The organism is Glycomyces sp. NPDC021274 (genome assembly GCF_040641195.1).
Classification (GTDB): domain Bacteria; phylum Actinomycetota; class Actinomycetes; order Mycobacteriales; family Micromonosporaceae; genus Glycomyces.
In genome coordinates this window covers 94,727-109,925 of sequence record NZ_JBFADC010000008.1, presented here as the reverse complement: position 1 = coordinate 109,925, position 15,199 = coordinate 94,727, and the positions used below count along the sequence as shown (strand labels likewise).

At 69.7% G+C, this 15,199-nt stretch carries 9 protein-coding genes; 7 read left to right on the top strand and 2 right to left on the bottom strand.

The features are described 5' to 3' along the window. Positions 1–31 precede the first annotated feature (31 nt). Together AB0I03_RS18355 and AB0I03_RS18350 are read right to left on the bottom strand one after the other, a co-directional pair. On the bottom strand, positions 32–1,831 hold the full coding sequence (locus tag AB0I03_RS18355; protein WP_360414187.1) for a PASTA domain-containing protein: 1,800 nt from the start codon (positions 1,829–1,831) through the stop codon (positions 32–34). Between the two features lie 82 nt (positions 1,832–1,913). Then, positions 1,914–4,127, bottom strand: a complete 2,214-nt coding sequence (locus AB0I03_RS18350) for an ATP-binding domain-containing protein (protein WP_360414184.1) — start codon at positions 4,125–4,127, stop codon at positions 1,914–1,916. 322 nt (positions 4,128–4,449) lie between these two features. On the opposite strand from AB0I03_RS18350, the gene AB0I03_RS18345 reads away from it, so the two are divergent. The 7 genes from AB0I03_RS18345 (at position 4,450) to hrpA (ending at position 15,139) form a co-directional block, all read left to right on the top strand. Beyond that, the gene (locus AB0I03_RS18345) at positions 4,450–6,003 is read left to right on the top strand and encodes a sodium-dependent transporter (RefSeq protein ID WP_360414181.1); all 1,554 of its coding nucleotides are present in this window, start codon (positions 4,450–4,452) and stop codon (positions 6,001–6,003) included. Next, positions 6,000–6,110, top strand: a complete 111-nt coding sequence (locus AB0I03_RS18340) for a methionine/alanine import family NSS transporter small subunit (RefSeq protein ID WP_360414178.1) — start codon at positions 6,000–6,002, stop codon at positions 6,108–6,110. Before AB0I03_RS18345 ends, AB0I03_RS18340 begins: the two co-directional genes overlap by 4 nt. An 80-nt stretch (positions 6,111–6,190) precedes the next feature. Next, positions 6,191–7,699: a sodium-dependent transporter gene (locus AB0I03_RS18335; RefSeq protein ID WP_360414175.1), complete on the top strand. Its 1,509-nt coding sequence runs from the start codon at positions 6,191–6,193 to the stop codon at positions 7,697–7,699. Positions 7,700–7,907: 208 nt separating this feature from the next. After that, a complete protein-coding gene (locus tag AB0I03_RS18330; protein ID WP_360414172.1) occupies positions 7,908–8,723 on the top strand; it encodes a lytic polysaccharide monooxygenase in 816 nt (271 codons plus the stop codon). A gap of 286 nt (positions 8,724–9,009) precedes the next feature. Continuing rightward, positions 9,010–10,602, top strand: a complete 1,593-nt coding sequence (locus AB0I03_RS18325; protein ID WP_360414169.1) for an ABC-F family ATP-binding cassette domain-containing protein — start codon at positions 9,010–9,012, stop codon at positions 10,600–10,602. 74 nt (positions 10,603–10,676) lie between these two features. Further along, entirely contained in the window at positions 10,677–11,183 is a 507-nt protein-coding gene (locus AB0I03_RS18320) for a hypothetical protein (protein ID WP_360414166.1), read from the top strand. Between the two features lie 62 nt (positions 11,184–11,245). Continuing rightward, positions 11,246–15,139, top strand: coding sequence for an ATP-dependent RNA helicase HrpA (gene hrpA, locus AB0I03_RS18315; RefSeq protein ID WP_360414163.1), 3,894 nt, complete (start codon positions 11,246–11,248; stop codon positions 15,137–15,139). Positions 15,140–15,199: the final 60 nt, after the last annotated feature.

Below are 15,199 nucleotides of genomic sequence, written 5' to 3'. Positions count from 1 at the left end.
CTACGGCGTCCGCCCCCTTTCCGCTGTGCGCCTACCGCGCCCAGAGCCAGATCTCGGCGCCCTTCTCGGCCTCGGTGCCGCCGTCGATCGACTGCTCGAAGACGGTGCCGCTGAACCAGATCTGCGCGGTCTTGACGGTGAACCCCAGGCTTTCGAGCTCCTCGGTCGCATCGTCGACGTCCATGCCCAGGACGTCGGGGACCGCGATCATCTCGGGGCCGGAGCTGACCACGAGGTTCACGGGGTTCTCGGGGCCGACCGGCGTGTCCGGGCTCGGGTCCTGCTCGATGACCAGGCCTTCGGCGATGGTGTCGCTGGTGCGCTCGGTGACCTCGCCGACCGGGAGCCCCGCGGTCTCGATCGCGGCCCGCGCGTCGGCCTCGGTCAGGCCCACCACGTCGGGCACCTTGTTCGGCGGGAAGCCGTCGGAGACGAAGAGCGTCACCGTGGCACCGGCGTTGACCTCCTCGCCCGCGGGCGGGTCGGTGCGGGTGATCTCGCCGGCCGCGGCGTCGACGCTGTACTCGTGCTCGACCTTGACCTCGGCGGTGAACGCCGCGAGCTCTTCGCGGGCCTTCGCCTCGGTCAGGCCCGCGAGGTTCGGCACCTGGTACCGCTCGGGCCCTTGGGAGATGACGACGGTGATGGTGGCGCCGCGGCGGATGCGGTCGCCCACGCCCGGTTCCTGCGAGACGATCCCGCCGACGGGGACGCTCTCGCTGTAGCCGTCCACCAGGTCGACCTCGAAGCCCTCCTCCTCGGCGTACGCGGCCACGGACTCCCGGGTCTGGTCCAGCAGCGACGGGGTCGCGGTGTACCGGCCGATGCCGATCCACCACCCGGCGGCGGCGACGCCGACGAGCAGGAGCGCGATGAGGCCGAGCGTGAGCAGCGCCTTCCACGAGCGCTTGGTCTTCGGCGGGTCCACGACCATGGTGGTCTGCACGACCCGGGTGGGCCGCGGGACCTTCCCGGTGCTGCCCTTCGCGGGCCGCACCTCCACGGCCTGGAGCCGGCGCAGGAACGCCCCGGCGTCGACCGGCCGCGCGCCGGGCCGCCGCGCGGCGGCGGCGGTCACGAGCTCCGCGAGGCCGTCCGGCACGTCAGGGGTCTTCAGCTGCGGTGACGGCACGTCCTCTTCGACATGCCGGCGCGCCACCGCGCCCGAGTCGGGGCCGTCGAACGGCACCTCACCGGTCAGCAGCTCGTACAGGAGGATCGCAGTCGAGTAGACATCGCTCGCGGTCGTCGCGGGCCTGCCGTTGACCAGCTCGGGCGCGACGTACGCGGCGGTGGCGACGAGCGGCCCGCCGGTGTCGCGGTCGCCGTGGACCGCTTCTGCCAGACCGAAGTCCACCACTTTGACGCGGTCGCCCCGGCCGCCGTTCTTGAGCAGGATGTTCTCGGGCTTGATGTCGCGGTGCACGAGCCCGGCGTCGTGCGCGGCCTGGAGGCCGTCGAGCACCTGGCCGCACAGTTCCACGGCCTCGTCGATGCGCAGGCGCCGCCGCCGGTTGAGCAGGTCGCGCAAGGTCGTGCCGGGCACGTACTCCATGACGACGTACGGCAGACCCTCGTGGACGCCCTGGTCGAACACGGCCACCACGTTCGGGTGCGAGAGCCTGGCGATCGTCTTGGCCTCGTCGGCGAACGCCTTCACGTCGAATCCGGCCACGGCGGCGTTCGTGATGATCTTCACCGCCACCGTGCGGTCGAGGCGCTCGTCCCGCGCCTCGTAGACATCGGCCATCCCGCCGCGCGCGATGAGCCGCGCGAGCCGGTAGCGCCCGTCGACGCGCGCACCGGTCAAGTCCCCTGTCGTCGTTGTCAACCCGCACCTCACTCGTTTACGGCTGGTACGCGGGCGCCGTGCCCCTCCACCTGGTGAACAGTGTAAGAGCTCGATACGACTTCTACAGGACCTCTGCGCCGGGGAACACAGGCTTGTCGGGCGCCACGACGCCGAGCCGCTTCGTCGCCCGCGTGAGCGCCACGTAGAGGTTCCGCAGGCCCGAGGCCGCGATCGCGTCGGGGTCGACGACGATCACGCTGTCGAACTCGAGTCCCTTGGCCTGCTTCACGGTGAGCACGGACGCCTCCGCGATCCCGGCGAGTCCCGCGGCCCGCTCGGCGGTCGTCACGATCGCCACGCTGCCCTCGCCGACGGCGGCCTTCTCGGCCGCGCACAGCGCTTCGACCCGCCCGTCGAGATCCTCCTGGGCGATCTCCAGCCACGGCCGGTGGCCCGATTCGCGCACCGCGCGCGGCCGGGCCGCCTCGACGTCGATCGCGTCGAGGACCCGCGTCGCCACCTCCATGATCTCGGCGGGCGTCCGGTACGAGACCGTCAACTGCTCGGCCCGCCATGCGAGCCCGGAGCTGCCGAACACCTCGCCCCAGCTCTTCGGGGCCGTCGGGCCCGCGGCCTGCGCGAGGTCCCCGGCGATGGTGAACGAGCGGGTCACGCAGCGCCGCAGCAGCGCCCGCCACTCCATAGGGGACAGTTCCTGGGCCTCGTCGACGATCACGTGCCCGAAGATCCAGCGCCGGTCCGCCGCCGCCCGCTCCGCCACGGACACGAACACGTCGTCCACCTGCCGCTCGCCGAGCCAGAACTCGTCGATCACGTCGGTGGCCTGCAGGATCTCCGACTCCTCGTCCTCGAAGTCGAACGAGGCCGAACCGGCCGCGATCGTCAGGACGTCCTGCGCGTACGCGATCTGCTCGGCGGTCAGCTCACCGGCGCGCTTGGGCGCCTCGATCTCGCCCAAGTGCTCCGCGGCCTCGTCGAGCAGCGCCACATCGGCCTCGCTCCAGCCGCCGGGCCGGCGGAAGAGCAGCGCCCGCTCCTCCTTCTTGAGCACCGCGGCCGCCGAGGCGATGAGCTCCCGGGACGCGAACAGGTCCTCCAGCAGCTCCCTCGCCGAGAGCTGGGGCCACAGCACCTCGATCTGGCCCCTGATGACCGGGTCGGAGGCGATCTCGACCGCGAACTGCGCCCGGTCGGCCAGGCCCAGCAGGTTCTCCCCGCCGAGCGGGTCCTCGCCGATGATGTCCGCGTACTGCGTCGCGAGGTCGGCGATCACCCGCTTGTGGAAGGTCTCGCGGGCCTCGTTGTGCGGCAGGCCCGTCTCGCGCGCCGCGTCCCGCGCCGCCGTGATCTTCTCGGGCCGCAGGTACAGCTCGTGGCCCTCGAAGTCGATCGGCACGGGCTCGCGCGGCACCACCTGGCGGTCGGCGACCGCGCTGGCGATGACGCCGGCCATCACGGCCCGGCCCTTGATCGCGGCGACGGCCTCGGTCTCGGGGCGGTCGGCGACGACGCCGGGGAACAGCTGCGCGGGCGTGCGCAGGAGGACGTCGGACTCGGCCAGGCCCGGCAGGACCTCGGAGATGTACCGCAGGAACTGCTTGCCGGGGCCGATGATGAGCACGCCCTGGCGCTTGAGCCGCTCGCGGTGCTCGTAGAGGAGGTAGGCGGCGCGGTGGAGGGCGACGGCGGTCTTGCCGGTGCCCGGCGCGCCGTCGACGATCATGACGCCCTCCAGGGGCGCGCGGATGATCCGGTCCTGCTCGGCCTGGATCGTGGCGACGATGTCCTGCATCGTGCCGGTGCGGGCCGCGTCGAGCGCGGCCATGAGCGCGCCTTCGGAGCCGATCGTGGAACCCGACTCGCCCGCGGCGTCCAGGTCCAGGACCTCGTCGTTCACCGAGCGGAGGCGGCGGCCCTTGGTGTGGAGGTGGCGCCTGCGGCGCACCCCGGCCGGGGACGCGGCGGTGGCGAGGTAGAACCGGCGGCCGGCCTCGCTGCGCCAGTCGACGAGCAGCTGCTCGCCGCCTTCAGCGTGGATCCCGATGCGGCCCAGGTACATCGGCTCGTCCGAGGCGAGGTAGTCGAGGCGGCCGAAGCACAGCCCCTCCTCGACGGCGTCGAGCTGGGCGATGCGGCTGCGGTACAGGTGGGTCTCGGCGTCGCGCTGCGAACGCTCCTGGTCGTTCTCCACGTGCTTGCGCCGCGACTCCCCGAGCCGCTCGGCGGCCTCGTCGCGGAGCCGGTCGAGGCGTGCGTACAGCTCGTTGAGGCGTTGCTGCTCGAACTTGACGGCCGGAGTGATGGCAGCGGACACGGCTCTCCTCGGATGCGGAGCGGATGGGATTCAAGACGAAGGTGCGCGAATGGTCTGGGCGCTGCGAGCGTGGTGGCCTCGCCAGTGTCTCCGAGCGTCAAGCGCAACTGAAAAAGCTTAGCGCTTGCGAGGGGGCATCGTCTCGTTCCGGGCGTGAACGTGACCGCCCGCTCGGCCGAACGCCCGGATGTCCGCACAACCGCTGTTCCACTATGTGAGCATTGGTAACGTACGTATAACAAGCATTTGACCTGCTCTGCGCGTCCCATTAGGGTGAGCCGGAAATGTGCCCGGAGTACCGCGTGACTGGAGAGAGCCAAAGATGGCCAAAGAGAGAGTGATCAGGGAGAACTGGGGGACCAGAGTCGGGTTCATCCTGGCCGCCATCGGTTCGGCGGTCGGACTCGGCAACATCTGGCGCTTCCCCGGCGTCGCCTACGAGAACGGTGGCGGCGCCTTCATGGTGCCCTACCTGGTGGCCCTGCTGACGGCGGGCATCCCGCTGCTCATCATGGAGTTCACCATCGGCCGCAGGCACCGCGGCTCCGCGCCGGTCGCCTTCCGGCGCATGAACCGCAACGCCGAGGTCATCGGCTGGTGGCAGGTCGCCATCTCGATCGTCATCGCCGTCTACTACGCCGCCATCATCGCCTGGGCCGGCTGGTACGCGATCTTCTCGATCGGCCAGCAGTGGGGGACCGAGCCCGAGGCCTACCTCTTCACCGACTTCCTGCAGATGACCCCCGACCTCTACGAGTTCGGCGGCTATCAGATCGGCCTGCTCCTCGCCATGGTCGTAGTCTGGGCCTTCACGCTCTGGGTCATCGGGGCGGGCGTCAAGAAGGGCATCGAGACCACCAGCAAGGTCTTCATCCCGCTGCTCCTGGTCATGTTCGGCGTCCTCGTCGTGCAGGCCCTGACGCTCGACGGCGCCATCGACGGCCTCAACGCCTTCTTCACCCCCGACTGGAACGCCCTCGTCGACGAGCCCAAGGTCTGGCTCAACGCCTACGGCCAGATCTTCTTCTCGCTGTCGATCGGCTTCGGCATCATGATCACCTACGCGTCCTACCTGAAGAAGAAGTCGGACATCACGACCTCGGCGCTCACCGTGGGCTTCGCGAACTCCTCGTTCGAGATCCTCGCCGGCATCGGCGTCTTCTCGGCCCTCGGCTTCATGGCCCTGCAGTCCGGGACCCCGATCGACGAGCAGGTGAGCACCGGCGTCGGCCTGGCCTTCGTGGCCTTCCCGACCATCATCAACACCCTGCCCTACGGGGCCGACCTGTTCGGCGTGCTGTTCTTCGGCTCGCTCGTGGTCGCCGGCTGGACCTCGATGGTCAGCATCGTCCAGGTGCCCATCGCGGCCATGGAGGACCGCTTCGGCTGGGGCCGCAAGAAGGCCACGATGATCTTCGGCGGCGGCATGGCCCTCGTCTCGCTCGCGCTGATGCCCGCCGCCAACGGCCTGATGATCCTCGACGTCTCCGACTACTTCATCAACCAGTACGGCATCGTCGTCGCGGCCCTCGTCTCCATCGTGGTCGTCGTCTGGGTGCTGTGGAAGTGGGCCGCGCTGCGCGACGACGCCAACGCCACCTCGACCTTCAAGATCGGTCCGGTCTGGCTGGTCTGCCTCGGCGTGATCACCCCGATCATGCTGGCCATCATCCTGTTCCTCAACGTCCGCGACCTGCTCTCCGCCGACGCGGAGAGCTCCCTGTTCGGATACCGCACCTACCAGGCGTTCGGCTGGTCAGTGGCCGGAGGGGCGCTGGCCTTCGGCGTCATCATGGCGCTGATCCTGCGGCGCAGGGAACTGCCCGAGCTCGAGACCGAAGAAGAAGTCCAAGAGGAAAAGGAGGCGACCCGATGAGCGCCAGTGCCCTGACCATGATGATCATCGCGATCGTCATCATCGGCGGAGGACTCCTCGTCTCGGCCGTCACGCTGATGACCCACCCCGACGAACCGGAAGACTGACCGACCGCCGAGGGGCCGATCCCCGGATCGGCCCCTTCTTCCTGCGCCCCTCCGCAGCCGAGACTGAAGTGGAATGACGCATGACCACCAGAGAGACGTGGGGGACCCGCGCCGGGTTCATCCTGGCAGCGGCCGGATCGGCCATCGGCCTGGGCAACATCTGGCGCTTCCCCGGCGAGGCCTACCAGTACGGCGGCGGGGCCTTCCTGCTGCCCTACCTGTTCGCGATCCTCACGGCGGGTATCCCGCTGCTGCTGCTCGAGTACACGATCGGCCGCAAGTACCGGCTGGGGCCGCCTTCCTCCTTTCGTTCGCTGTACCGGCCCGCCGAAGGCATCGGCTGGTGGCAGAACGCGATCGCGTTCTTCCTGGCGACCTTCTACGCCGTCATCATCGCCTGGGCACTGAGCTACATGTTCTTCTCGCCGAGCCTGGCGTGGGGCGACGACGCCGGGGCGTTCTTCGGCGTTGAGTACCTCCAAGCGGGCGAGCCGCTCGACTTCTTCGAATATCGCCCGGCGATGCTCGGCGCATTGGCCGCGGTCTGGGCCGTGGTGCTGTTGATCATGGCCGGAGGTGTCCGCAAGGGCCTCGAACTCGCCAACCGGATCTGCATCCCGCTGCTCCTGGTGTTGTTCGGCATCGTCGTGGTCCGCGCCCTGACGCTCGAAGGGGCCGTCGACGGCCTGAACGCCTTCTTCACGCCGCGGTGGGACAAGATCGGGGACCCCGAGATCTGGCTCGCCGCCTACGCCCAGGTCTTCTTCTCCCTGTCGATCGGCATGGGCACGATGATCGCGTACTCCTCCTACCTGAGGCGGAACAGCGAGTTGTCGACGACGGCGGTGACGGTGGGCTTCGCGAACTCCTCATTCGAGCTGCTGGCCGGCATCGGGGTGTTCTCGGTCCTCGGCTTCATGTCGAGCGATGCAGGCGTCCCGATCGACCAGCTGGTCGGCACCGGCGGCGGGGTCGCCTTCGTGACCTTCCCGACGATCCTCAGCCAGATGCCCGGCGGCGCCTTCGTCGGTGTGCTGTTCTTCGCCACCTTGGTCGTCGCGGGCATCACCTCGCTGATCTCGATGGTGATCGTGCCGTTCAGTTCCTTCGAGGACCGCTTCGGATGGAGCCGCAAGAAGAGCGTGCTGGTGCTGGGCCTGCCGATGGCGGCGTTCTCGCTCCTCATCTACCCGACCGCGAACGGCTCGTCCATGGTGGACGCGGTGGACTTCGCCGTCTCGGGCTACGGCCTGGTGCTCGGCGGGCTCGCCACGATCGTGCTGGCCTTCGCTACCGGCAAGATCAAAGCGCTTGCGGCCGAAGCGAACCGAACGTCGATGCTCAAACTCGGCAACGTCTGGTACGCCTGCCTGGCGCTGACCGCAGCGGTGCTCGTCTTCACGCTCTACAAGAGCATCCAGGGGCAGATCGCGGACCTCTCCGACCCGGCGGTGGCGAACGAGCTCATCTACATCAACTGGGGCGTGGGCGGGGCCATGATCCTGTTCGGTGCCATCATGACCGCGGTGCTGTGGCGTCGTCCGCTCCCGCAGCGGGCCGCCGACGAATCGGTCGCGGAGACCGTCTGACCGCTCCATCGGCAATGGCCGCACGCGCTTCGCGTGCGGCCATTGCCGTTGCGTGCGAAAAGAGCACGCGTATGCGGGTTGCGGTGATTGGCGCGCGCTTGCCCCTTGTGTTGAGCAACCTTAACTGTTAGGTTCCTTTCTAATTCAGTTCATCGACTTTCATCGATGCGTTGAAGGCCTGCTGACCCATCGTCGATAGGAGACGAAGATGCGCGCGAAGCGCAAAATCATCCTGTCCATCGCCGGCGCCGCAACCCTCGCGGTCTCGGCGTCCATGGCGGCCCTGGCCTGGGGCCACGGCTACACCTCAGACCCGCCGAGCCGCTCGGCGCTCTGCGCCGACGGCGAAGTCGCCGACTGCGGCGCCATCTCCTACGAACCCCAGAGCGTCGAAGGCCCCAAGGGCTTCCCCGCCGCCGGACCCGCCGACGGCGAGATCTGCTCGGGCGGCCACGCCGAGTTCGCCGAACTCGACGACCCGCGCGGCGGCGACTGGCCCACCACCCCCGTGAACGCCGGCACCCGGACGTTCACCTGGACGATGACCGCCGCGCACGCCACGGCGACCTTCGACTACTACCTCACCAACGACCGCTACGACCCGACGAAGCCGCTCACCCGCGACATGCTCGACCTCAAGCCCTTCGCCTCCTTCAACATGGGCGGCGCCCGGCCCGACCACACGATGACCCACAGCGTGACCCTGCCCGAGCGCAGCGGACAGCACCTCGTCCTCAGCGTCTGGAACATCGCCGACACCGTGAACGCCTTCTACTCCTGCATCGACGTCCACTTCGGCGGCAGCGGCGAGGAGACCCCCACGACCGCGCCGACCACCGACGCCCCCACCGAGCAGCCCACGGGCGGCACCGACTGCGGCGCCTGGGACGCCGCGGCCGTCTACACCGCCGGCGACACCGTCACGCACAACGGCATCACCTACCGCGCCGGCTGGTGGACCACCGGAGAGGAGCCGGGCACCACCGGCGAATGGGGCGTCTGGCGGCCGGCCGCCGCCTGCTAGCCGCGCCTGCACCGCCACGGGCCGCCCAGCACGAGGCCCGTGGCGGTCATCTCCCTTGACGACGCCCTCGACCCTGGCCTAACCTTGACGACGTCCTTGTTCCCGACGTTAGGCACTCACTTGAAGCTCTAGGTCGTAGACATCGCGCCATCACGTCTCTGTGCACGTGACCGGTGTGTCTTCGATCAAGAGGGTGCCTGTTCCCGGGATTCCTTTTCTTCTCTGCCGTCTCCGGCGCGATGTCTCTCATCTCGATTCCGTTCCACATCGACCTGAGAGAGGTCTCATGACCACCTATATCAACGTCCAGCAGCTGCGCTTCCTCTGGCCCGAGGGCGAGCGGGTCTTCGACGGGCTCGACGTCGTCTTCTCCGACGGCCGCACCGCGCTCATCGGCGACAACGGCACCGGCAAGTCGACCCTGCTGAAGCTCGTCGCCGGCCTCCTGAAGCCAGAGTCGGGCACGATCACGGCCTCCGGGCTCATCGAGTACCTCCCGCAGGAGCTGCCGCTCCGCTTGGGCGACACCGTGTCCGACCTGCTCGGCATCGCCGGGAAGCGCCGCGCGCTGGCGGCCATCGAGGCCGGCGACGTGGACGAGGCCAACTTCAACGTGATCGGCGAGGACTGGGACTTCCTGGACCGCTCCCGCGTGGCCCTCGACGAACTCGGGCTCGACCACGTGGGCTTCGACCGCACCGTCGGCACCCTGTCCGGCGGCGAGTCGATGCTCGTGGGCCTGGCCGGCCGCCTCGTGCGCCGCCCCGACGTGCTGCTCCTCGACGAGCCGTCGAACAACCTCGACACCTCGGCGAGGAAGCGCCTTTACCAGGCGATCCGGCGCTTCAACGGCACCCTCGTGGTCGTGAGCCACGACCGGGCGCTGCTGGAGCACGTGGACGCCGTAGCCGACCTCTACAAGGGACGCATCCGCGTCTTCGAGGGCAACTACAGCGCCTACGAGCAGGTCATCGAAGCCGAGCAGGAGGCCGCCGCCCGCGCCGTGCGCGACGCCAAGCAGGACCTCACCCGCCAGAAGAAGGAGCTCATCGCCGCCCGCACCCAGAACGACCGGGGCGCCTCGTCCTGGCGCCGCGAGCAGGCGCGCGGCGGCACGCCGAAAATACTGCTCAACGCCAAGAAGAACGCCGGCGAGGTGTCCTCCGCGAAGCTGCTCAACGCGAAGCTCGACGACGTGGCCGAGGCCCGCGACCGCCTCGACGAGGCCGAGGAGGGCCTGCGCGACGACGGCGGGATCAGCATCGACCTGCCCGAGACCAGCGTCTCCTCCCACCGCGACATCGCGATCATCAAGGGGCTCAAAGTGAGCGACCTCTACGGGGAAGGCGGCCTCGGACTGCACCTCCGCGGCCCCGAGCGCGTGGCGGTCACCGGGGACAACGGCGCGGGCAAGACCACGCTGCTGCGCGCGATCGCCGACGCCGCCCGCGTCCCGCACGGCTTCCTCACCCAGCGGCTGGAACTGCTCGACGACGACGCGAGCGTGCTCGACAACGTGCGCGCCAAAGCGCCCGAGGCCCCGGAGAAGATCCTGCGGACCCGCCTGGCCCGCTTCGGGATGCGCCGCGACTCGGTCTTCCAGCTGGTGTCGACCCTCTCCGGCGGCCAGCGCCTGCGGGCGGCCCTCGCCGCCGTGCTGTCCTCGCAGCCGGCGCCGCAGCTGCTCCTGCTCGACGAGCCGACGAACAACCTCGACATGAGCTCGATTCGGCAGCTCCAGCAGGCGCTCACGGCGTTCCAGGGGGCGCTGGTGGTCGTGAGCCACGACGAGGCGTTCCTCGACGGGCTGGGCCTGACGCGCCGGGTGGAGCTGACGCGCGGGGAGGGGATCGCGGTCGACGTTCCGGTCGCGGCGTAGCGACCGGCGTGGAATCCCGGATGGACGGCATCGGCGGGCCGATACTGGGTTCGCCCAACGATGAAGGAGCGCCGATGCCGTCCACCCGAGCAACGACCCTGGCCGCGGTCGTCCTCGCCGGAGTCCTCGCGGGCTGCGGCGACGACGACCCGAAGGACCCCGAGCTGGGCGGTGCGTGGAGCGCCGCGCTCGCGGTCACGACGGCTTGGAAGGAGGCGGCCCCGCGGGCGACCGGCACCGCCGACGTCTCCTCGACCGGCAGCACCTCGGTCCAGCTCGCGGTGGTCGGCCTCGCCCCGAGCACCGAGTACATGGCGCACGTCCACGACGGCGAATGCGACGAGAACCCGCCCGGCGGCGGCCACTGGCTCGCCGACCCGAACGGGGAGGACGCGGCCGGGAACATCATCGAACTGAGCTTCAGGACCTCGGACACGGGTGTCGGCTCCGCCACGGTCTCGACCGACCTCGTGCTCGACGACCGGGCCGAGAGCGTCGTCGTCCACGCTCCTCAGGCGCTCACCGAGTCCGAGGGCCTGGACGCCGACCGGGTGCTGTGCGGAGACCTCGAAGACGACTGACCCACTGCGGCGGTTAATGCGTGGCGACCGGCCCGGGTGCCCACGTATCCTTGACCCTCGTCATGCCCAGTAGCGTCCCCGACTCCCGAACCAGCCTGCGCGAGCGCGTCTTCGCCCTGCGCACGGCCGATCAGCGTGCGCTGCGCCGCCGCCTGCGCGAGGCCCGCGAAGCGGAAGGACCGGCCCGCGCCGAGGCCTTCGCGAAGCTCGAGGCCGAGGTCGAGCGGAAAGAGGCCGCGCTGGCGGCCCGCGCGGCCGGCGTCCCGAAGATCGTCTACCCCGAAGAGCTGCCCGTCTCGCAGCGCAAGGACGACATCCTCGAGGCGATCCGCGACAACCAGGTCGTGATCATCGCGGGCGAGACCGGCTCGGGCAAGACCACGCAGATCCCGAAGATCTGCCTCGAACTCGGCCGCGGCGTGCGCGGCATGATCGGGCACACGCAGCCGCGGCGCATCGCCGCCCGCGCGGTGGCCGAGCGCATCGCCGAAGAGGTCGGGTCGCCGCTCGGCGAGGCCGTGGGCTGGAAGGTCCGCTTCACCGACCAGGTGTCGGACAAGAGCTACGTCAAGCTGATGACGGACGGCATCCTGCTCACCGAGATCCAGCACGACCGGCTGCTGAGCGCGTACGACACGATCATCATCGACGAGGCGCACGAGCGCAGCCTCAACATCGACTTCATCCTCGGGTGCCTGCGCCAGATCCTCCCCAAGCGCCCCGACCTCAAGGTCATCGTCACCTCCGCGACCATCGACCCCGAGCGCTTCTCGAATCATTTCGCGGGGGAGAAGGGCCCGGCCCCGATTCTCGAGGTCTCCGGCCGCACCTACCCCGTCGAGATCCGCTACCGGCCGCTGCAGGCCGAGGACGGCGAGGAGCAGCGCGACCAGATCGACGGCATCCTCGACGCCGTCAACGAACTGGGGCGACTCGGGGACGGCGACATCCTCGTCTTCCTCTCCGGCGAGCAGGAGATCCGCGACACCGCCGACGCCCTCGAGAAGGCGAAACTCCGCCACACCGAGGTCGTCCCGCTGTACGCGCGCCTGTCCGCGCAGGAGCAGCACCGGGTCTTCTCCTCGCACACCGGCCGCCGCATCATCCTCTCCACCAACGTCGCCGAGACCTCCCTGACGGTGCCGGGCATCCGGTACGTCATCGACGCCGGGTACGCCCGCATCTCCCGCTACTCGGCCCGCACCAAGGTGCAGCGCCTCCCCATCGAGGCGATCAGCCAGGCCAGCGCCAACCAGCGGGCGGGCCGCTGCGGCCGCGTCGCCGAAGGCGTCTGCATCCGCCTCTACTCCGAGGACGACTTCAACGCCCGCCCGGAGTTCACGGACGCGGAGATCCTGCGCACCAACCTCGCGAGCGTCATCCTGCAGATGACCGCGGCGAAGCTCGGCCGGGTCGAGTCCTTCCCGTTCGTCGACGCGCCGGACTCGCGGAACATCAAGGACGGCATGGACCTCCTGGTGGAGCTCGGTGCTCTCGAGGACGTGCGCGACGGCGAGCGGCGCCTCACCAAAGCGGGGCGCGACATCGCGAAGCTGCCGATCGACCCGCGCCTGGCCCGCATGATCCTCCAGGCCCGCGAGGAGGGCTGCGTCCACGCCGTCGCGGTCATCACCGCCGCCATGTCCATTCAGGACCCGAAGGAGCGCCCGTCGGACAAGCGCGCCCAGGCCGACCAGTCCCACGCGCGCTTCAACGACCCCGACTCCGACTTCTCCGCCTACCTCAACCTGTGGCGGTACCTCGAAGACGAGCGCAAGACCCGCTCCTCCAGCTCCTTCCGGCGCATGTGCAAGCAGGAGTACCTGCATTACCTGCGCATCCGCGAGTGGCAGGACCTGGTGCGCCAGATCCTCGGCGTCCTCAAGAGCCTCAAGATCGCGATCGAGGACCCGGGCACCACCCCCGACCCCAAGAAGGTCCACACCGCGCTCCTGGCCGGGCTCCTCTCCCACATCGGCGTCAAAGAGGCCGACACCCGCGAGTACCTCGGCGGGCGCAACGCCAAGTTCGCGATCTTCCCCGGCTCGGGCCTCGCCAAGAAGCAGCCGCGCTGGGTCGTCGCCGGCGAGCTCGTGGAGACGAGCCGCCTGTGGGGCCGCGTGTGCGCCAAGATCGAACCGGAATGGGTCGAGCCGCTCGCCGAGCACCTCAGCAAGCGCACCTACTCCGAACCGCACTGGTCGAAGAAGGCCGGGGCGGTGCTCGCGTTCGAGCGCGTCACCCTCTACGGCGTCCCGATCGTCGCCCGCCGCAAGGTCAACTTCGGCCGCATCGACGTCGAGACCAGCCGTGAGCTGTTCATCCGCCACGCCCTCGTCCAGGCCGAATGGGACACCCACCACAAGTTCCTCGCCCAGAACCTCGCCAAGATCAGCGAGGTCGAAGAGCTGGAGAACCGGGTGCGCCAGCGCGGCCTCCTCGCCGACGAGCAGACCCTCTTCGACTTCTACGACGAGCGCCTCCCGGCCGACATCGTCTCCGGCCGCCACTTCGACTCCTGGTGGAAGAAGCAGCAGGACAAGACCCTGCTCGACTTCGACGAGTCGCTGCTGCTGGGCGACCGCGCCGAAGGCGTCGCCGCCGACGCGTACCCCGAGGTCTGGACCTCCGAAGGCGCCGACCTCGAACTCGACTACGAGTTCGAACCCGGCTCCGCCCGCGACGGCGTCACCGTCGCCGTCCCGCTCCCGGCGCTCCAGCAACTCGACCAGGACGCCTTCACCTGGCAGGTCCCGGGCCTGCGCGCCGAGTTCGCCGAAGCGCTCATCAAGAGCCTTCCCAAGTCCCTGCGCCGCAGCTTCGTGCCCGCCCCCGACTTCGCGAGGGCCGCCGTCGCCCGCATGGCGCCCGCCCCCGGCCGGCCCATGATGGCCGCGCTCGCGGACACGCTCAAGTCGATGACCCACGTGCACGTCCCCGAAGACGCCTTCGACCTCACGAAGGTCCCCGGGCACCTCCTGGTCACCTTCCAGGTCAAGGACGAGGAGGGCACGGTCCTCGCCGAAGGCAAGGAACTCGGCGCGCTCCAGCGCCAGCTCGCCCCCAAGACCCAGGAGGCCGCGTCCGAGGCCTTCGACCTCGAACGCACCGGCCTCAAGACCTGGGACTTCGACGCGCTGCCGAAGATCCACGAGACCCCGCGCAAGGGCTACACCGCGAAGGCCTACCCGGCGCTGGTCGACGAGGGCGGATCGGTCGGCATCAAGGCCTTCCCCGATCCTGGTTCGCAGGCCGCGAACATGTGGGCGGGCACGCGCCGGCTCCTGCGCCTGAACTGCCCCGACCCGCGCCTCAAAGACGCCCTGACCCGCAACGAGCAGCTGGCGCTGGCCACCGGGTCCTACGCGAACGTGGACGCGCTCCTGGCCGACTGCGTGCGCACGGTCCTCGACAAGGTCCTCATCGAAGGCGGCGGCCCGGCCTGGGACCGCGAGGGCTTCGAGGCACTGCTCAAGCGCGCGCGGCCGGAGGTCGCGGGTGAGGCCGCCGCGGTGGCCCGCAAGGCCGCGGCGGTGCTGACCGAGGCGCGCGAGGCGTCCCGGCTCCTCGAGGGCAAGTTCGACCTGCGCGTGCTCCCGGCACTGAGCGACATGCGCCGCCAGCTCGAAGGGCTCGTCGGCGCGGACGGTTTCGTGGGCGCGACCGGCTGGTGGCGCCTCGACGACCTGCTCCGCTACGTGAAGGCCATCAGCTTCCGCGCCAAGCGCGCGGTCGCCGACGTGGCCGCGGACAAGGGCAAGATGGACGTCATCCAGTCCCTTGAGGCCGAACGGGACTCGCTCGCGCGCACCCGGCCGGCCGCACTCCGCTCCGGTGAGGGCCGCGAGGTCCGCTGGATGCTCGAAGAACTGCGCGTGAGCTTCTTCGCGCAGCAGCTCGGCACCCGCTACCAGGTCAGCGAAAAGCGCATCCGGAAGCTCCTCCAGACCCTCTAAACGCCGATCGCACCCCGGATGTCACACCCCGGGTGCATGATCGAGTTCCGGTGTACGCCG